Origin of the sequence: Bartonella sp. B10834G3 (assembly GCF_016102505.1) — a bacterium.
In the GTDB taxonomy this organism is placed as follows: Bacteria; Pseudomonadota; Alphaproteobacteria; order Rhizobiales; family Rhizobiaceae; genus Bartonella; species Bartonella choladocola.
Window position 1 is genome coordinate 633,611 of the sequence record NZ_JACFOM010000002.1, and the last position, 20,337, is coordinate 653,947.

Consider the following 20,337-nt stretch of genomic DNA (forward strand, 5'->3'; position numbering starts at 1 on the left):
TCCCGAACACAGTATAACCGGTTCCCCTGCATTTGCCACGGTTAACAATGTATGAATTGCTTTGTCTGGCAAAATCTTGTTGAGATAGCGGATATTTTTTCAACTTGGCATAAAACATGCTTATAAAATATTAGTGAATGCAACAAATCAAAATAAAGCGGTTACCGAAGCTAAATTTTAACGTTGGAGGCAAGATCAATATGAAAAAAATCGAAGCTATCATTAAGCCATTCAAGCTTGATGAAGTGAAGGAAGCTCTTCAAGACGTCGGTTTACAAGGCATAACCGTTACCGAAGCCAAGGGTTTCGGGCGTCAGAAAGGCCACACCGAACTTTATCGCGGTGCCGAATATGTTGTTGATTTTCTTCCCAAGGTCAAAGTTGAAATTGTTGTTGCCGATGAAACTGTAGAATCTGCAATTGAAGCAATACGCAAGGCAGCCCAGACCGGTCGCATCGGCGACGGAAAAATTTTCGTTTCTTCTGTAGAAGAGGTTATCCGCATTCGTACAGGAGAGACGGGCGTAGACGCAATCTAAGCCATAAGTAAAATCATGCCCCGCATAGGGGCATGTCCGATCAACCCTTTATTACTTTTAAATAAGGAATGTAATATGACGACTGCATCTGATGTCCTTAAACAAATTAAGGATAATGACATTCGCTTTGTAGATTTGCGTTTTAGTGATCCTAAAGGCAAGCTGCAACATGTAACCATGGATATAGCTGAAATCAGTGAAGACACATTTGCTGATGGTGTTATGTTTGACGGATCTTCGATCAGCGGATGGAAAGCAATCAATGAGTCGGATATGGTATTGATGCCGGATCCAACCACCGCCCATATGGACCCGTTTTTTGCCCAATCCACAATGGTTATTCTTTGCGATGTTCTCGATCCGGTATCGGGTGAATCCTATAACCGTGATCCGCGTTCGACAGCAAAGAAAGCCGAAGCCTATTTGAAATCTCTGGGCATTGGCGACACGGTCAATGTTGGTCCTGAAGCAGAATTTTTCATCTTTGACGATGTACGCTTCAAAAACGACCCCTACAACACCGGTTTCAAGCTTGATTCAAACGAGTTCCCGTCAAATGACGACACCGAATACGAGATGGGCAACCTCGGTCACCGTCCACGCGTCAAGGGCGGTTATTTTCCAGTTCCTCCGATTGATTCCTGTCAGGATATCCGTTCGGAAATGTTGACTGCGCTTACCGATATGGGCGTTCGTGTTGAGAAACATCACCATGAAGTTGCAGCCGCCCAGCATGAATTGGGTATCCGCTTCGACACATTGGTGCGTGAAGCCGACAAAATGCAGATATTCAAATATGTCGTGCATCAAGTCGCCAACACATACGGAAAATCGGCCACATTTATGCCGAAACCGATCTTTGGCGACAACGGTTCGGGCATGCACGTTCACATGTCGATCTGGAAAGATGGCAAGCCGACATTTGCCGGCAATGAATATGCCGGTCTTTCGGAATCCTGCCTGTTCTTCATCGGCGGTATCATCAAACACGCAAAAGCGATCAACGCTTTCACCAACCCGTCGACCAACTCGTACAAGCGTCTTGTTCCCGGCTATGAAGCTCCGGTTCTGCTCGCCTATTCGGCACGTAACCGTTCGGCTTCCTGCCGTATTCCTTTCGGTTCTTCGCCGAACTCAAAACGCGTGGAAATCCGTTTTCCTGATGCGACAGCCAATCCTTATCTGGCTTTCTCGGCAATTTTGATGGCCGGCCTCGACGGCATTAAAAACAAGATCCATCCCGGACAGGCTATGGATAAGGATCTTTATGATCTGCCTCCAAAAGAACTGAAAAAAATCCCGACTGTTTCGGGAAGCTTGCGTGAGGCACTGCAATGTCTCGATAAAGACCGTGCCTTCCTTAAAGCCGGTGATGTATTCGATGACGACCAGATCGATTCGTTTATCGAATTGAAGATGGAAGAGGTTCTGCGTTTCGAGATGACACCTCATCCGATCGAATTCGATATGTATTATTCTGTCTGATTTTCATTAACCAAGATCATTGAAAACGGGGGCTTCGGCCTCCGTTTTTGTAACAATCGCTGCCTTTTTCCTGTCACGCTTTGCCTTTAAACTGGGAGTTCCTTATAAAGGATTTATGAGTAACTAGTATCGAAGGTAAGTTATGCGCCGTATCCTCCCAATTATCGTTGGTTTTTCACTCCTTTTCAGCGGCACTTTCGCGGCTCATGCGCGCTCCGCCACTGATGAAGAAATTAAAATGTTGACCGATGCCACGAATAATTATGCGACAGCGTTACAGACATCCAATTTCGATGCGGTTTTAAACGCGATTCCGCCGCGCATTATCCAGACACTTGCGGCCCAATCGAAAGTCGATCAGGAACAATTTCGGCAAATCATGGTAAGCCAGATGAAGCAGCTCGCCGAAACCTATAAAGTTGACAAGATAACAATAGGCCAATCGAAAAAGCGCGCCGGCGAGTTTGAAGATGGAACGCCCTATTATATCATTCCGACCGACTTTGTGATAACAACCAACGGGAGCGAGAAAAACCAGATTAAAGGCGAACTCGTCGCTATCCTTGATAATAATCAATGGTATTTTGTTCGCGGCGATGATGCAACAACGCTTTCAACGATGAGCGCTGCCTTTCCGGGGTTTGAAAAAATCAAACTCAGTGCACCGGAAGTAAAGAAGATAAAATAATCCTTTGCATCTGTCGGCCGGAACCTTAGGAATCGTAAAGTAACTGTAAGGGTGTTGGTAGCCAATATCCGTTGAAAAATATGCAAGGTTTTTCAACCGGCCAAGCGCCTTATTGTTGCGTGTTGAACATGATTTCCAAATGGTTAGACGGTGTCATAAACTCTCCGGACAAGGCCGGAAAGTGCTTTTGTTGCCCTTGATAATATGCCTTTCCCGATTGCAGTTTAAAAAACGTGGCGGTTGAAATAGCTGTCGCAAAGCGATTGTTCTTAAAGATCAAGCTATCCGGAATAGGCGTTTATAACGGCTATTCTGCTCAACATGCCAGCATTACACTTGATAGCCCTTCAACTTTCTGTTTATCAAGGATAAATCTGGGGGGGGCAGAATGCCTTTGACAACAAGGATGGTTGTCATCATAAACAACTCTGAGCGGAATGCAGCGCAAAACCGGTCGCTTAAAGAATCTCGACACGGCCTGTTCATAAAGATTTCATTCAACAGATTAAAACTGCATCACTATTGATTTTGGCGTTGCCAAAACAGAAATAGTGGCGGCTGTCCCCGCTATTTATCAAGCCTTGAAGCCGGGAAACCGCTTCAACACCGAGTTTTGGCGTTGCCAAAACAGAAATCGTGGCGGCTGTCCCCTCTGTTTATCAAGCCTTGAAGCCGGGAAACCGCTTCGAGACCGAGTTTTGGCGTTGTCAAAATGGAAATCGAACGGGCTTCCCCTACCCTTTTCAAGCCTTGATGTGGAGGCCAAAATAATTCCGGAATTTAAGTCCAAACATTTCTGGAATGCGTGGCTCCCGCATCAATGCTGTTATCCGTCTCAGGCGTTCTTTTCCATACTTACTGTTTTCATTGACCGTTTTGTAAATTTCGATCAGCAAGCATAAAAAACGCAAAGTTTTTAAAGATCGATCAAACCACTTTGATCTGCACACTGATATTATTACGTGTTGCGTTTGAATAGGGACAAATCTCGTTATGCGCTGTGTGAGCCGCCATTTCAGCCTGCTGTTTGTCCAGCCCTTCAAGATGCACTGTCAAAATAACAGATAGTTCAAAACCGGTGGTTTTGCGTGGGCCAATGCCGACTTCGGCTTTGACATAACTGCCGGGTTCAACTTTGAAACCCGCTTTTTGTGCTGCAAAACGTGTAGCCGATTCAAAACATGCGGCATATCCGGCGGCAAAAAGCGTTTCGGGGTTTAAACCGACTTTACCGTCTCCACCCATTTCTTTGGGTTTTACCAGATCGATGTCAAGCGCCCCATCTTCCGAATGTACATGCCCTTCCCGTCCGCCTTCGGCAATAGCTGTTGTCCTATAAACGATATTCGATAACATGGTGCTTTCACTCATTGGTAAAACAAACTCAAGGCTTTAACCTAGTGTTTTTTTATAGAGAAGCAATAATCGAGCGGGCTAGTTCTGAAAATTATTGGTTTTCGATTGCCGCGATGACAGAAACAGCCGCTTCATATTCGGCTTGGTGATAGGCGCGTTTGGTAGCAGCTTCCTGATCTTCCCCCCAATGTTCAATCGTCCAATCCTCGTCAAGATGGGCAAGTTGCCAGGCTTGTGAAAGATTTATTTTTCCTTTCCAGACAGCAAGCGCGAGCAAAGCCGAGCCACAAAGTGTGGTGATGGAATGTAAGGCCGCAAGCACATAAGGCGAATCTACAGCCTTGAGCGCATTTTCTATTGCCAGAATTGATTCATCGGGCTGTTTTACAAACATGACCCCTTCAGTCAGCATGAAGCGCGCACCATAATTCTGGTGGATCCAGTCCAATACGGGGTCCCAATGAAGATGTTGTCTTTCAGCAAGTTCCTTTGGTGAATCGGCACGATAAAAGAGCATATCATTGCCTGCAAATTCCAATATTTCATCGCGTACGGCTTCCATATGGTCGATGACGCCATCAATAATGGAATTGACAAGACGTGTAATCGGCATTTTTGCAGGATCAATTGTCTGTTTTTGGGCATTGAATTCGCATGCAACCATGCGGGCAAGAGCTTCATTGGGCAAAACCAATTTATTCCGCGCCGGAGTTTTGACGGTTTTACCGTCAAGCACCACCGCAAATGTGCCGCCTTCCTGTTCGACTGCTGCGTTTTTATAAAAACGTTTCGGCAATTCGCGTCTGGATAGGAGCTGTGCCTGTTTTACCGGATCGGACTTTTCGGCTTCATCATTCAATTCTTCAAGAAATTCACGCATTGCTTTTTCTTTCCAATATCGGAATTAACTCTTCCGGTTCGCGGACAATTGTTCCCGCTCCCGCCTCTTTCAGTGCTTCGGGCGTATGATAACCCCATGAAACGCCGATTGCATTCGCATGGGCGAGTTTGGCCATTTGCATGTCGTAAATCGAATCGCCAATTACAAATGTATTATCGGGTGAAACACCAGTCTGTTTACAGCTTTCCAGAACCATGGCGGGATTGGGTTTTGAAGGGCAATCATCGGCTGTTTTGATGGTGATAAAACAATGAAGTTTGTATGCTTCACAGATTTTATCGACGGCCAATCGCGTCTTTCCGGTAACAAGCCCCAACAAAATATCATCGTTCTGTTCAAGCGTCGTCAAGGTTTCCATAATTCCGGGGAAAAGTGGTTCGGTAAAAGAAATATCCCCCCTGAATTTTGCGAAATTCTGCTTATAGGCCGTTGCCATTTCAAGAATTTCATCATCCACCGGACGTTTCAGCAGCTCTGCTATTGCAACTTCAAGCGAAAGGCCTATGACCCTTTCGGTTTCATCAAGGCTTGGCTCTTTATATGAAAATTGTTGGAACACCGTGGTCATCACATGCTGGATAGTGAATGCACTATCAACCAGTGTTCCATCACAATCAAAAAGCGCAAGGCGAAGCGGCGTGTCGCTCAATCGGTATCTCCGTCATTTTCATCAAAAGCGAGAAGATTGAAACTTTGAACCATGTGGGGTGGCAGCGGTGCTGTTACGTCCAATATCCCGCCCGACGGATTAGGAATTCTTATGCGCCGTGCATGAAGATGTAGCCGGTTCTGGATGCCACCGGGTAGTTCCCAATTCTGGTCTGCATAAAAATATTTCGGGTCGCCAATAATGGGGTGTCCAATATAGGCGGCATGAACGCGTAATTGGTGAGTACGACCGGTATAAGGTTCCATTTCGAGCCATGACAAAATCTGTCCACGTGTATCAATAACACGATAATGCGAAACCGCATGGTCGGAATCCGGTTCGCCATGGGGACATACCCGCATTTTATCGCCATCGGGTGTTGATTCTTTTACGAGCCAAGTTGAAATCTTGTCTTCGCGTTTTTTGGGAACGCCCCTTACCAAAGCCCAGTAGGTTTTCTTGGTTTCACGTGCACGAAAGGCTGCTGCCAAAGCTTGAGCGGCCGAGCGTGTTTTGGCAACAACCAGTACGCCCGATGTATCACGATCAAGACGATGGACGAGGCGCGGTTTTTCGCCTTTTTGGTTGCGCCAGGCTTCAAGCATTCCGTCGACATGACGGGTGACACCCGAGCCGCCCTGAACGGCGAGACCAGCCGGTTTGTTAAACACATAAAGCTTCTTGTCTTCATAAAGCAGCATCTGCTTCAAAACATCGCCGTCGTCCTGCCCGCGAATGGTTTTGCCGGTGAGCGGTAGAGTACCCTTTTCATCAACAGGTAACGGCGGAACACGGACAGATTGTCCGGTTTGAAGTCTTGTATCCGACTTGACCCGACCGCCATCAACGCGAATCTGCCCCGACCGCAACAGCTTCTGCAAGTGACCAAATCCAAGCCCCGGATAGTGTGCCTTGAACCAACGGTCGACGCGCATGCCGTTTTCATCTTCATCTACTTGTTTTATTTCTACACCGGCCATCATTATCTCCTTGTCGCCCTCTCTAGCATCATCGGACAACAATAGCGACATGATTTATCATCGCGATCACGCAGCGTTACATTGTGTTGCTAAAAGTGGTTTCGCTGATCGTAAATTGAACGGTAGCGCATCTTACATAAACGCTATAAACAGTTGACCGTATTTTTTAACAGACGGCTATCGGGGCAAGCCGTCATTGGAGAATAAGCTTGTCGCTTTTTAAAACTTATACGCGCGCAGTCAGCTATTTGATGACAGAAAAGAGAACTGTCATCATTATATGTGCAGCCAATATTGCCATGGCGGCAGTACAAGTTTTCATACCGAAAATTTTCGGATGGATTATTGACGAGCTTTCATTGACTGCACAAGCCGTATCAAGCGGCACTGCTTTTTCTGCCGGTGACACATTTACCGCGGTGATTCCCTATCTTGCACTGTGGACAGCACTTGGCATGTTTTCCATTATTGCAACAGTCATGGTTGATCGCGGTGCCGACCGCCTCGCCCATCGCAGGCGCTTGGGAGTATTGGCTGAATCCTACCAGCGCATTATCAATATGCCGCTTGCCTGGCACCAGAAGATAGGCACATCCAACGCACTTCATACCATGCTGCGCGCATGTGAATCCATGTTTACCATGTGGCTCGAATTCATGCGTCAGCATTTGGCATCCATGATCCAGCTTGTCATTTTGTTGAGTGTCGCAATCTGGACCGATTACCGGTTGTCGATCGTGCTGATTTCACTTGGCATTATTTACATTATGATTGCACGACTGGTCATGACCAAGACCAAAACCGGTCAGGAATCGGTCGAAAAATACCACCTTGCCCTCTTTGAACATGTCACGGATTCCATTTCCAATGTCTCGGTTGTTCAAAGCTATAACCGCGGGGATGAAGAGAGTGCGCGGGTCAAACAGAACGCACAAAATGTTCTTAAAGCCCAATATCCGGTTTTGAACTGGTGGGCATTGGCTGCCGGACTTAACCGCATGGCCTCGACAATTACAGTCATCGTTGTCATTGTTCTTGGTGCCTATCTTGTTTCAAAAGGCATTCTCAATATTGGTGATGTGGTTGCTTTTGTTTTCTTTTCACAGATGATGATCGGACAGCTCGACCAAATCAGCAATTTTATCAATCTTATCGGTTCCAACCGTGCAAAACTTGATGCATTCTACGACATGATGGATTCAACAATTGCTGCTGCCGAACCGGAAGGTTTACCGTCTTTGACCAATGTTAAAGGCGACATTCGTTTCGACCATGTAACGCATGAATTCTCCAACACGTTACAAGGTGTCTATGACATCAGTTTTGAAATCAAGCCCGGCCAGACGGCGGCTATTGTCGGCCCTACCGGTGCCGGTAAAACAACACTGATTAATCTCTTGCAGCGCATCTATGACCCTGAATCGGGCGTGATAACGATAGATGGTGTCGATACACGGACGGTCAATCGCGCATCACTTCGTCATGCCATGGCGACCGTGTTTCAGGATTCCGGTTTATTCAACCGGACGATCAAGGAAAATATCAGCATCGGCCGGCCTGAAGCAACCGACGAAGAGATATATGAAGCCGCCAAGATCGCGGCAGCCAATGATTTTATTCGTGCAAAAACCAATGGTTACGACACAAGGGTGGGAGAACGCGGTTCTCTCCTTTCCGGTGGTGAACGCCAGAGGCTCGCAATCGCAAGAGCCGTATTGAAAAATTCCCCTATCTTCGTTCTTGATGAAGCAACAAGTGCATTGGATGTTGAAACAGAAGCTCGTGTTAAAGAAGCAATCGACACAGTAAGCCGGAACCGCACAACGATTATCATTGCTCATCGCCTATCGACAGTCCGTAACGCCGATCTGGTCTTGTTTATGGATCGTGGACACATTGTCGAACAAGGAAGTTTTGACGAACTTGCTGAAAAAGGTGGCCGCTTTACAGCGCTTCTCAAAGCGGGTGGCTTGACGATCGACCATTCACCCCATGCACTCAACCACGATAATGTTGCCCAACATTAGATCGCCTATCTAAAATAATTGGCCTTGAACATTCGTTCCGGCAGTCAAGTGATGAATATCGCAGAACCGGCATTGTAAAACTGCCGGACATTATCCCTGTAGCCGCATAAGCAAGTCGACTATCGAACCCCACATATGCATAACGATAGCATTCATCACTGCAAAAAACAGGAGCTGAAACGTAAACGCCCTCCTTCAAACTCTCCTGTCGCCTATCTCATGTGATAGATGATTTTGAAGTGCCGACACATTTCGAGACAAATAATCTGAAAAATAGCACTGAAACGGCGAGTGCTGTATTGCATTCATTGACACATTGACAGGTCTTTTCACTCGAATGATAAAGATAAATCTGGCGAAAAGCCAATCCGGTTTCATCGCTTTTGACACTTCGCTCCATTCCGCTAACGCCCCGATATAAAGAACGAACATAGGCAACAGCTTAATTTCTTCGTGGCATTAGACACCGAAATGCAAAACACGGAGATGGAAGACAAGGAAATGGAAGACGGGGAAATGGAAGACGGGGAAATGGATTATCGCCTTACAAAATCAAATCGGCATCTGATCTCTTTATCAATATTTTTGAAACAATAGCTATTGGTCGCACTGTCTTCTTGGCCTATCAAAAACCGTTTTTCTTTTAAATTTAAGTCAATAAAATTAACTTTTCAAAAGAGCATCTCAAAACTTGATGATCTTCAATCGTAAGAAACAATCTATTTTCAGAAAACTATATAAAAGTTATCTTGTTAAGAATATTAACAATACAAAATATCGTGAAAATTATACTAAATAAGCGATATAAATTCTTATGAAAATATAAAATCTCACAAAAAACATAGAGCAACCGGCTTCTGCTCGACAAAAGGTTCAAAAACGATAAAATTCATAAATCCGGCTGCCTGAAACCAGAAACGGCCAATTGTGTAATTGTGCAAGATAACAATAAAAAAGCGGGACTTGCCCGCTTTTTAAACTTATTTTATCAGGTTCTGCCGCAAAGCTTTGAGCGCATCGTCGGCTTTTTGACCGTCCGGTCCACCGGCTTGCGCCATATCCGGCCGACCGCCGCCGCCTTTGCCGCCAAGGACTTCCGATAAGGCTTTGACCAGAACCACCGCATTGTAACGGCTCGTCAAATCATCGGTAACGCCAACGACGGCACTTGCCTTGCCATCTTCCGAAACGCCGATGAAAGCGACAATACCGCTTCCGATCTTGTTCTTTCCGGCATCTGCCAATGGCTTCAAATCTTTTGGAGAAACGCCATGAACAACGCGCCCCATAAACGATACACCGTTAATCTCTTCAATATCCGGTTCTGAATGGTTGGCTGTGCCGCCAGTCAAGGCCAACTGTTTTCTGGCTTCGTTCAATTCTTTTTCAAGTTTACGACGTTCCTCGACCAGAATATGGACGCGTTCCAGTGCTTCCTGCGGCGTTGTTTTCAACACATTGGCAATTTCGTGAACGCGTTGATCCTGACCGTCAAGATAATGACGGGCGGCATCGCCGGTCAATGCTTCGATACGGCGAACTCCCGCAGCAACAGCACTTTCCGATACAATACGGATAAGTCCTATATCACCGGTACGTTTCACATGCGTACCACCACAAAGTTCGAGCGACCAAGGTCGATTTCCGACCTTCGTCGGGTCAACCCTTTGCCCCATAGAAACAACACGAACCTCGTCACCATATTTTTCGCCAAACAGAGCCATAGCTCCTTCTGCAATCGCATCATCGACGCTCATCAACCGTGTGGTGACAGGGCTATTTTGCAAAACGATTTCGTTCGCCAAATCCTCAACCTGTTTGATTTCTTCGGCAGTCATGGGTTTCGGATGAGAAAAGTCGAAACGCAAGCGCTCCGGTGTTACCAATGACCCTTTCTGGGCGACATGGGTTCCAAGTGTTTCGCGAAGAGCTTCATGGAGAAGATGTGTTGCCGAATGATTGGCGCGGATTTTACGGCGTCTTTTTTGGTCTACATCAAGCTCGACCACGTCACCGGTTTTGATTGACCCTTTTTTCGAGCTTCCGATGTGGATGAACACACCATTGGCTTTTTTCTGTGTATCCGTGACATCGAAAGTAAATTTTTCGCCGGAAATTGTGCCGGTGTCCCCGACCTGTCCGCCCGATTCACCATAGAAAGGCGTCTGGTTAACCACCAATGCCCCTTCTTCACCTTCCTTAAGCTCGTCGACGATCTTTCCATCTTTGACAATGGCAGTAATCACTGCTTCAGCTTTTTCTGTCTCATAGCCAAGAAATTCGGTCGAACCGACGCGATCTCTGACAGCAAACCAGACGGTTTCGGTTGCTTCTTCACCCGAACCCGCCCAATTGGCACGGGCTTCGGCTTTTTGCCGTTCCATGGCCTTGTCGAAAGCCTCGACATCAACCGTTATATTGCGGCGACGAAGCGCATCCTGAGTAAGATCAAGCGGAAAACCATAGGTGTCATACAGTTTGAATGCGGTTTCGCCATCAAGATGATCCCCCGATTGCAGATTATGGCTTGCCTCGTTCAACAGATTGAGGCCGCGCTCCAAAGTCTTGCGGAAGCGTGTTTCTTCCAACCGCAAAGTTTCCGAAATAAGTGCCTCTGCCCGTATAAGTTCGGGATAGGCTTGACCCATTTCGCGTATCAATGTCGGCAGAAGGCGCCACATCAAAGGTTCCTTAGCGCCAAGCAATTCGGCATGACGCATGGCGCGACGCATAATCCGGCGCAATACATAGCCGCGCCCCTCGTTTGACGGCAAAACACCGTCGGCAATGAGGAATGCGGATGAGCGCAAATGATCGGCAATAACGCGGTGACTTGCAACAAATTCACCTTCTGCTTTGACACCTGTTGCTTCTTCCGAAGCGCGGATCAACGTTTTGAAAAGGTCAATATCATAATTGTCATGAACACCCTGCAAGACAGCCGCAATACGTTCCAATCCCATGCCGGTATCAATGGATGGCCGCGGCAAATCATTACGCTGGTCTTTTGTAACCTGCTCGTATTGCATGAAAACAAGGTTCCAGATTTCGATATACCGGTCACCATCTTCTTCGGCACTTCCCGGAACTCCACCCCAAATTTTATCACCATGGTCGTAGAATATTTCGGAACAGGGGCCGCACGGGCCGGTATCACCCATGGCCCAGAAATTGTCATTGGTTGAAATCCTGATGATCTTGTCGTCAGAAAGCCCGGCAATCTTTTTCCAAAGATCAGCGGCCACATCGTCTTCGTGATAAACAGTGACCAACAGCTTTTCTTTCGGCAAACAAAATTCTTTGGTCAACAAATTCCACGCAAAATAAATCGCCTGTTCCTTGAAATAATCGCCGAAAGAAAAGTTGCCGAGCATCTCGAAAAACGTGTGGTGGCGTGCAGTGTAACCGACATTGTCGAGATCATTGTGTTTACCACCGGCACGAACACATTTTTGTGCTGTTGTCGCTCTTTTATAAGGGCGCTGCTCAAGACCGGTAAAAACATTCTTGAATTGTACCATTCCTGCATTGGTAAACATCAATGTCGGATCATTTCTGGGCACAAGCGGACTTGAGGGAACAATCTCATGCCCGTTTCTGTGGAAATAATCCAGAAAAGTTGACCGGATCTCGTTAACACTATTCATAACTGACACCTGTACTGGCCATAAAGCGCTGTTGCGCTTTTAGGATTTTTTAAAACTATATTGTCTGCCTTTTAGAGCATATTCATTGATCTGGAAACCACTTTTTAACGCCACTTTACCAATGTGATTTATTATTCGCTTTTTACATGGGCATCTGTTTCGTAACGCACAATGTGACCTTTATGAATATGTCCAATAACTGTAACCGCTCTTGAGATAAACAGCATACTAAGTGCGTTCCGCCAAAACCGGAAAATGATTTCTATAACAGGAAATATTTTTAAAGCTTGATGCAATGTCTACATTCGACATAGCTCTATTCCGGTTCTTCAAGCCCCATCACTGGCGATGACGCGCCGTGAACGCCCGATCTAATTCCGATAATGCAATTTGTCTTCGGCCAACGGGATTTTACATTATCCGAAAACGAACGATAGCCATTCTATTTCCCCTTAACGACCGCTCGTCAATGCGCTTTTGCTACCGGATATTTTGCCTGATATTTTATAAGAAAGGAGCCGTAGCAAATTTTGCACGGCTCCCTATCAATCAAATAGTTTATAATTTCAAATTGTTATTTTTGCTTTATAAAGCCAACTTTCAAACCGCGGTTTCATCTGACAAAATTTAAACCGACGTTTTATCTAACAAAATTTAAACCGACATTTCATCTGACAGAATTTAAACCGGTTTTTTACGCGACAAAAACAAACGACCTATATTCTGACGCCGTTTGTTTATTCGTGATGAACTAATGACGAGTGATAAAGCTTTTACCGAATTTATATTTCAATTTCATATTGTAGAAACCAAAATATCAAACCGCTTCGCTTTCACCATCTGATTCCGGACCGCCATTTTCCAGCAATTCTGTTGCAATCAAACCGGCGTTTTGCCGCAGGGCTGCTTCAATTTCATCAGCAACTTCCTTATTCTCACGCAAAAACTGCTTTGCATTTTCGCGCCCTTGCCCCAAACGTTGCGAATTATAAGAGAACCATGCACCGGACTTTTCAACAATTCCGACTTTAACACCGAGATCGATAAGCTCGCCAAGTTTGGAAATGCCTTCGCCATACATAATGTCGAATTCTACTTGCTTGAACGGAGGAGCGAGTTTGTTTTTGACCACTTTAACGCGTGTCTGGTTACCTACAACCTCATCACGATCCTTGATCGAACCGATGCGCCGAATATCAAGACGGACGGAAGCATAAAATTTCAAAGCATTGCCACCTGTCGTCGTTTCGGGGGAACCGAACATGACACCGATCTTCATACGGATCTGGTTGATAAAGATGACCATACAATTCGAGCGGGAAATCGACGCTGTCAGTTTACGCAGAGCCTGACTCATCAACCGTGCTTGCAGACCGGGAAGTGAATCCCCCATTTCGCCTTCGATTTCTGCACGAGGTGTCAAAGCCGCGACAGAGTCAACAACCAGAACATCCACAGCACCGGAGCGAACCAGCGTATCGGTGATTTCCAATGCTTGTTCGCCGGTATCAGGCTGGGAAATCAGAAGGTTTTCAATATCAACACCAAGCTTGCGGGCATAGACCGGATCAAGCGCATGTTCGGCATCAATAAATGCACAAATTCCACCGCGCTTTTGAGCTTCGGCAATTGTATGAAGAGCCAAAGTCGTTTTACCGGAACTTTCAGGACCGTAAATTTCCACGATACGCCCTTTGGGAAGCCCCCCCACTCCGAGGGCAATATCCAGCGATAACGAGCCTGTCGGAACTGTTTCGATTTCTACAATATGCTTGTTATCGCCAAGGCGCATAATAGAGCCTTTGCCAAATGAACGTTCTATCTGGGATAGTGCGGCATCCAGAGCTTTCGATTTATCCACTGTTTTATCCTCAACGAGTCGCAATGTATTTTGTGCCATCTTACACTAACCTTTTCTATTATATGAAGCTAGAGCACTCATTTATTTCGTGATCTTTTTGTACACCATTTGTTCTCATTTTACAAGTGGGACAACCTGTTGTTTTTACATTATTATATATTTTTGTTCTAATAATGTTCTCACGACAAACAAGCTTCAATAAAACAAAACCGCCGCATAAGGCGGCGGTTTTCAAAAGACGATGTTCCAACTGTTAAAATCAATAACCGTCCTGACGCAGGGGAGCAATCTGGATTTCTACACGGCGGTTTTGTGAACGGCCCTCGACAGTATCGTTCGACGCAATCGGGTTTGATGGCCCGTAGCCTTGAACTGCAAGGCGTCGGCCATCAATACCTTGACTATTAAGATAATTGGCAACTGCGAGCGCGCGCCGTTGCGAGAGGTCCTGATTGTGTGCAAGACTTCCGGTCGAATCGGTAAAACCGAAAACATCGACAAGCGATTTGTTATATTTCTTTAAGACGATAGCGACAGAGTTCAACACCGGATAAAATTGCCCTTTGACTGAATCCTGATCGGTATTGAAGGTGATATTTCCAGGCATATTCAGGCGTATTTGGTCGCCATAACGGGTAACAGACACACCGGTTCCCTGCAATTGTTGACGAAGCTCGGCTTCCTGACGGTCCATATAATTACCAATAAGTCCACCACCGAGTGCGCCGACGCCTGCACCGATCAACACCGCATTTCTTTGGGCGTGGCTTGAACCACCCACCATCAGCCCGCCGAGAGCACCAGCTACGGCACCGATTGTTGCGCCAGTTGCAGTTTTTGATACCTGACTTTCACCGGTATAGGGATTCGTTGTTTCACATGCGGTCAAAAAACTGGCCGATAGAAAAAGGATGCCCAACTTTTTCAACATATTTGATAATCTCCGTTTAAAAGGATTCATTTAAATCTCCTGACGGAGATTATAGGGGGGATTTAGCAATTTTCATCGCACGAGTTTGAATTTTACCTGCTTATACCAAGTTTATTTTTGTCTGTTACGTTCTTTACGTAGTCTTTCCCACCATTCCAAGCGCTTTTTTATTTCACGTTCAAAGCCACGTTCAGGCGGATCATAATAATGCTGATGTCCCATTTTTTCAGGAAAATATTCCTGTCCTGAAAATGCGTCAGGCTCATCATGGTCATAATGATAACCTTCGTTATAACCTTCCTGTTTCATAAGTTTTGTCGGCGCATTAAGAATATATTTGGGCGGCATTAACGAACCGTTCTGGCGCGCCGAACGCATAGCCTTATTGAATGCCACATAACCGGCATTGGATTTGGGAGCGGTTGCGAGATAAATACAGGCTTGGGCAAATGCCAGTTCGCCTTCGGGTGAGCCAAGATAATCGTAGGCATCTTTCGCGGCATTGGCAATGACGAGAGCCTGCGGATCTGCCAATCCTATATCTTCAACCGCCATACGCACGAGCCGCCTTCCGATATAATGCGGGTTTTCGCCTGCATCCAGCATACGCGAGAGATAGTAAAGGGCTGCATCTGGGTCCGAACCGCGTACCGACTTATGAAGAGCAGATATGAGATTATAATGCCCATCCTGCCCTTTGTCATAGATCGCCGCACGTTGCTGGACAATCTCCTGCAAGGTTGTTTCATTGAACACCTCGCCTGACCGTGCAGCCCTCCATAGTTCTTCTGCCATTGTAAGTACGGCGCGACCATCTCCATCGGCCATACGTACCAGCATATCACGGGCCCCCTCGTCGACAGGAAGTGGCTTGCCTTCTATTTTTTCGGCTCTTTCAAGAATTGTTGCCAGACTCTTTTCATCAAGTGAATGGAATGTCAGCACACGTGCGCGCGAAAGTAACGCCGCATTAAGCTCGAAAGACGGATTTTCCGTTGTTGCCCCCACAAGAATAACCGTACCATCTTCCATAACCGGCAAAAAACTATCCTGTTGTGCACGATTGAACCGGTGTATTTCGTCGACAAACAGCAACGTCTGCCTGCCGGACATCCGTCTTGCGCGCGCACTTTCAAATACTTTTTTAAGTTCGCTCACACCGGAAAAAATTGCCGAAATCTGCTCGAAAGCGAGTTCCGTTTCATTTGCAAGTAATCTTGCAACAGTTGTTTTGCCTGTACCGGGTGGTCCCCAGAAAATCATTGACCCCATCGAACCGGAGGCGATCATTCTGCTTAATGCGCCTTCCGGACCGGTGATATGTTCTTGCCCGATAACTTCTGACAGATGTTGAGGCCGCATACGCTCGGCAAGCGGTTTGGTCTTGTCCATCTGCAAATCGGTCGTAGCGGAAAAAAGATCGTTAGCCAAAAAAATACCTCAACGTACGAATTGCCGAACCAACATGCCGTTCCGTTCATATTCAAGCTGCCAGATACGCGGTTGACCGCCTGAAAGAATTTTTTTCAAATCGGCAACTGTCTTGACTTCCTTGCCATTGAGACCATGGATAATGTCTCCGCGCTGAAAGAGACCGGCGGCATTGCTATTATCGTCGACATTGTTGATTACAACACCTGCCGCATCTGGTGCTACATGAAACCGGCGTGCATTCATTGGCGTCAAATTCATAACTTCGGCACCGGTAAAAGGAGTATTTCCTGTCAATTTTTCCGGACGTGAAACCTCGTTTTCGGGAACCGAAGTGAGAGAAATAGAGGTCTTTCCGGTCTCGCCGTTTCTCAGATACTCAATATCGAGCGTATGACCGATTCCCGTTGTCATCAGGCGGTAACCAAGGCTGTCCGGATTATCAATACGCACATTTTGTGCCTTCAAAATAACATCACCGATTTTAAGACCGGCTTTTTCAGCAGGGCTTCCCTTTGCAACATCAATAATAATGGCGCCATAAGGTTGAGCCATTCCCAAACCTTCGGCAACATCTGCCGTTACATTTTGAAAAGAAGCACCGATATAGGGAGGTTCAAATGTCTGCTCGCCTCTTTTTACCGCATCAAGAACGGTTTTTACAAGATTTGCCGGAATTGCAAAACCAATCCCGACCGACCCTCCCGATTGGGAATAGATGGCCGTATTGATGCCAATCAGCTCGCCTTTCATATCAATAAGCGCGCCGCCCGAATTACCGGGATTGATCGGAGCATCTGTCTGGATAAAAAAGTCGAAATCGGATATTCCCACGCGGGTGCGTGCCTGCGCCGATACGATGCCGCTTGTAACAGTTTGCCCGACGCCAAAGGGGTCGCCGATTGCCAAAACGAGATCGCCGACCTCAACCGCATCTGAATCACCGAGCGGCAATACCGGAAAAGGTGCGCCCTTGGGCGTAATTTTCAGGACAGCTATATCGGTCGCTTCATCTTTAAGCATAACTTTACTTTCAAATTCGCGGCCATCCGACAAAGCAACCTTGATTTCGTCAGCATCACGAATAACATGATAGTTCGTGACAATCAGACCGCTCTCATCGACTATCACGCCCGACCCCAGAGATGACTGTTTGCGCGAAGGTGAATTTTTGAACGATTGTCCGAAAAACTGTTCAAAAAACGGATCATTGGCAAAAGGTGACCGCGCACGAACGATTCTTGCAGCATAGACATTCACAACCGACGGTGCGGTCTTTTTAACCAGAGGCGCGAAACTCAATTTGATCTCTGCTTGCGACTGCGGAACTTCTGCAAGACCGGCTTGAGGTAGAAAGGCTGTCAATAAGCTGAAGAGAACAATGGCCTTGAAAGTCGTTTTCATTCTTGTTTCCTTACAAATGACTTTATTCCTGTAACAGTTCGGGCAGTTTTCAATCTATAAGCGTTTCATCAAAAGAAACGACCTTTATTCGACAGCCTTTAACAGATTCGCATTTTATTTATGATTTTGTCAAAAGAACGAAATTGAATGGACTTTATTATTCTGTCTGTCAGCAGTTGCACGTCTCGATGCACCCGTAAATCCGTATGATTTTACGATCAATCGCTTCACAGCCCCCCCCGCTGCACACCTTTTCAGCCCATCCGACAGTTATCAAAAACTTCGCATAACATATGTAAAGCTTGCGTGACATCGAGGGTAATTCAACATTGATCTTCGGGAGCTTTAATTTACCCGATTATCATCTATTTCATATCAGATTATCCTCACTCCGCCCGACGCCGATACCTTCTTTCACTCTCCAAACGATCATATTGATAAGACGGGGGAAGGAAACGCCGGCAAGACAAATGGCGATCTGATCGGGTTTTGGTGCAAGTATTAATGGATATTGAAATTCAACCGGCGGGCTATTTTATAAACAGAACACCATTCATCTGCAAACTATTATAAATGGCTGCAACAATGCGGATTACTTCTTCAATCGTGAAGCAGGCTTATGCCCCGATTTCAATCAACACAATGGAACGCCAACTTTCTGCACTGCGGCTGTTAGCAACCAAGTGCGAGCTCGTTTGCCGGGCAACAATTCCCCACACTGTCATCAACAAAAATCATAAAATGCCAATTCATTCCAATGAAAAAACGCGGCAACCGGAATCGAACCAAAACGCGAAAATTCCGATTTCAACGCAAAAAAGCAGAAAAACAAAAAACCCGCTTTGACAGCGGGTTTCTTTTAATTATCAATCATTTTTTCAAATGATAGCCAATCAAGCTGCTTCTGTTTCCTTGGCAGCAGCTTCAACACGTGCTTTGTCAGCCGCACCTTTGGCATTTACGTCGCGTTCTACAAATTCGACGACAGCCAACGGAGCATTATCACCCTGACGGAACCCTGCTTTCATAATACGAAGGTAACCACCATTGCGATTTGCGTAACGGGGAGCCAAAGTATCAAAAAGCTTTGCTACCTGCTTTGCATCGCGAATTGCCGAAATGGCTTGACGGCGAGCATGGAGACCTCCACGTTTGCCTAATGTTACCAATTTCTCGACAATCGGGCGGATTTCTTTTGCCTTTGGAAGCGTCGTCACGATCTGCTCATGCTCGATCAGTGACGTTGCCATATTGGCAAACATCGCCTTACGGTGACTAGCAGTGCGGTTCAGCTTGCGGCCTGATTTACCATGGCGCATGAGCCTTCTCCTTAATTTCTAACTCAGTATTGATCTTCATAACGTTTTGCGAGGTCGTCGATATTCTCTGGCGGCCAAGCGGGGATTTCCATACCAAGATGAAGCCCCATTGACGCGAGAACTTCCTTGATTTCATTAAGTGACTTACGACCAAAATTCGGCGTACGCAGCATTTCTGCTTCCGTTTTCTGGATAAGGTCACCAATATAAACGATATTGTCGTTTTTAAGACAATTGGCCGAACGAACCGAAAGCTCCAGTTCATCCACTTTCTTGAGCAATGCGGGGTTGAATGCAAGCTCGGAAACCTGCTCTTGCGGAGCTTCTTTCTGCGGTTCTTCAAAATTGACGAAGACAGAAAGCTGGTCTTGCAGGATACGGGCAGCAAAAGCTACAGCGTCTTCCGCACTAACCGCACCGTTCGTCTCGACAGTCAGGATCAACTTGTCGTAGTCGAGAACTTGACCTTCGCGTGTGTTCTCGATCTTGTACGAAACTTTGCGAATGGGAGAATAGAGGCTATCAACGGGAATAAGCCCGATTGGAGCATCTTCATTACGATTGCGATCGGCAGGAACGTAGCCCTTACCGGTGTTGACCGTAAATTCCATTCTGATCTCGGCACCCTGATCGAGCGTGCAAATCACATGTTCCGGATTGAGAATCTCGACATCGCCGACTGTCTGGATATCGCCTGCTGTGACAACACCCGGACCTTCTTTGCGAACGACCATCCGTTTCGGACCTTCGCCTTCCATGCGGATGGCGATTTCCTTGATATTCAGAATAATATCTGTAACGTCTTCCCGCACACCGGGTATCGACGAAAATTCGTGCAACACACCATCAATCTGCACAGCAGTAATTGCCGCACCGCGCAAAGAAGACAGTAATACACGCCGTAAAGCGTTACCTAATGTCAAACCAAAACCACGCTCCAGCGGCTCGGCGATCACAACAGCTTTGTTAGAACCACCCTGCGTCTGAAACTCGACTTTGTTAGGCTTAATCAGTTCCTGCCAGTTTTTCTGGATCATATTCCTATTCCTGTCCTTTACTTCCGTCACCATTCAGCCGTGACGGCCAGCTTGAACGCCAGAGCCAAGCTCTGACACCGAA

The 20,337-nt window shown here is 46.3% G+C and carries 16 protein-coding genes; 4 read left to right on the plus strand and 12 right to left on the minus strand.

Annotated features, from left to right (window positions below; all coding sequences use genetic code 11):
* Nucleotides 1-200 precede the first annotated feature (200 nt).
* The 3 genes from H3S94_RS08165 to H3S94_RS08175 all read left to right on the plus strand — a co-directional run bounded on the left by H3S94_RS08165 (nt 201) and on the right by H3S94_RS08175 (nt 2,712).
* A complete protein-coding gene (locus tag H3S94_RS08165) occupies nt 201-539 on the plus strand; it encodes a P-II family nitrogen regulator (protein ID WP_198231226.1) in 339 nt (112 codons plus the stop codon).
* Nucleotides 540-614: 75 nt separating this feature from the next.
* The gene (glnA, locus tag H3S94_RS08170) at nt 615-2,024 is read left to right on the plus strand and encodes a type I glutamate--ammonia ligase (protein WP_198231227.1); all 1,410 of its coding nucleotides are present in this window, start codon (nt 615-617) and stop codon (nt 2,022-2,024) included.
* Nucleotides 2,025-2,166: 142 nt separating this feature from the next.
* Complete coding sequence (locus H3S94_RS08175) at nt 2,167-2,712, plus strand: hypothetical protein (protein ID WP_077992473.1); 546 nt, start codon at nt 2,167-2,169, stop codon at nt 2,710-2,712.
* A gap of 927 nt (nt 2,713-3,639) precedes the next feature.
* On the opposite strand, the gene H3S94_RS08180 is transcribed toward H3S94_RS08175, so the two are convergent.
* From H3S94_RS08180 to H3S94_RS08195, 4 genes are all read right to left on the minus strand, one after another.
* Nucleotides 3,640-4,068: an organic hydroperoxide resistance protein gene (locus tag H3S94_RS08180; RefSeq protein WP_077992475.1), complete on the minus strand. Its 429-nt coding sequence runs from the start codon at nt 4,066-4,068 to the stop codon at nt 3,640-3,642.
* A gap of 91 nt (nt 4,069-4,159) precedes the next feature.
* Nucleotides 4,160-4,948, minus strand: coding sequence for an ATP12 family chaperone protein (locus H3S94_RS08185; protein ID WP_198240758.1), 789 nt, complete (start codon nt 4,946-4,948; stop codon nt 4,160-4,162).
* On the minus strand, nt 4,941-5,618 hold the full coding sequence (locus H3S94_RS08190) for an HAD-IA family hydrolase (protein WP_198240759.1): 678 nt from the start codon (nt 5,616-5,618) through the stop codon (nt 4,941-4,943). The genes H3S94_RS08185 and H3S94_RS08190 overlap by 8 nt, the downstream gene beginning before the upstream one ends.
* Complete coding sequence (locus tag H3S94_RS08195) at nt 5,615-6,598, minus strand: RluA family pseudouridine synthase (RefSeq protein ID WP_198240868.1); 984 nt, start codon at nt 6,596-6,598, stop codon at nt 5,615-5,617. Before H3S94_RS08195 ends, H3S94_RS08190 begins: the two co-directional genes overlap by 4 nt.
* Nucleotides 6,599-6,807: 209 nt before the next feature.
* Here H3S94_RS08195 and H3S94_RS08200 point away from each other — a divergent pair, with 209 nt between their 5' ends.
* Nucleotides 6,808-8,625, plus strand: a complete 1,818-nt coding sequence (locus H3S94_RS08200) for a glucan ABC transporter ATP-binding protein/ permease (RefSeq protein ID WP_077992481.1) — start codon at nt 6,808-6,810, stop codon at nt 8,623-8,625.
* Nucleotides 8,626-8,842: 217 nt separating this feature from the next.
* Here H3S94_RS08200 and H3S94_RS08205 read toward each other — a convergent pair whose 3' ends face one another.
* The 8 genes from H3S94_RS08205 to H3S94_RS08240 all read right to left on the minus strand — a co-directional run bounded on the left by H3S94_RS08205 (nt 8,843) and on the right by H3S94_RS08240 (nt 20,255).
* Complete coding sequence (locus H3S94_RS08205; RefSeq protein WP_198240760.1) at nt 8,843-9,025, minus strand: hypothetical protein; 183 nt, start codon at nt 9,023-9,025, stop codon at nt 8,843-8,845.
* Nucleotides 9,026-9,605: 580 nt separating this feature from the next.
* Nucleotides 9,606-12,272, minus strand: a complete 2,667-nt coding sequence (alaS, locus tag H3S94_RS08210) for an alanine--tRNA ligase (RefSeq protein WP_198240761.1) — start codon at nt 12,270-12,272, stop codon at nt 9,606-9,608.
* Between the two features lie 817 nt (nt 12,273-13,089).
* Nucleotides 13,090-14,172, minus strand: a complete 1,083-nt coding sequence (gene recA, locus H3S94_RS08215) for a recombinase RecA (RefSeq protein ID WP_077992491.1) — start codon at nt 14,170-14,172, stop codon at nt 13,090-13,092.
* A 220-nt stretch (nt 14,173-14,392) separates the two neighbouring features.
* Nucleotides 14,393-15,064, minus strand: a complete 672-nt coding sequence (locus H3S94_RS08220; protein ID WP_077992493.1) for an OmpA family protein — start codon at nt 15,062-15,064, stop codon at nt 14,393-14,395.
* A 111-nt stretch (nt 15,065-15,175) separates the two neighbouring features.
* Nucleotides 15,176-16,456 carry a replication-associated recombination protein A gene (locus H3S94_RS08225; RefSeq protein WP_198240869.1) on the minus strand — a complete coding sequence of 427 codons (1,281 nt, stop codon included), beginning with the start codon at nt 16,454-16,456 and terminating at the stop codon, nt 15,176-15,178.
* A 48-nt stretch (nt 16,457-16,504) separates the two neighbouring features.
* Entirely contained in the window at nt 16,505-17,899 is a 1,395-nt protein-coding gene (locus H3S94_RS08230) for a DegQ family serine endoprotease (RefSeq protein ID WP_198240762.1), read from the minus strand.
* A gap of 893 nt (nt 17,900-18,792) precedes the next feature.
* The gene (gene rplQ / locus H3S94_RS08235) at nt 18,793-19,218 is read right to left on the minus strand and encodes a 50S ribosomal protein L17 (RefSeq protein WP_077992496.1); all 426 of its coding nucleotides are present in this window, start codon (nt 19,216-19,218) and stop codon (nt 18,793-18,795) included.
* Nucleotides 19,219-19,241: 23 nt separating this feature from the next.
* Nucleotides 19,242-20,255 (minus strand): DNA-directed RNA polymerase subunit alpha, encoded by a 1,014-nt coding sequence (locus H3S94_RS08240; RefSeq protein ID WP_198231238.1) that lies wholly within the window; start codon nt 20,253-20,255, stop codon nt 19,242-19,244.
* Between the last annotated feature and the right edge of the window lie 82 nt (nt 20,256-20,337).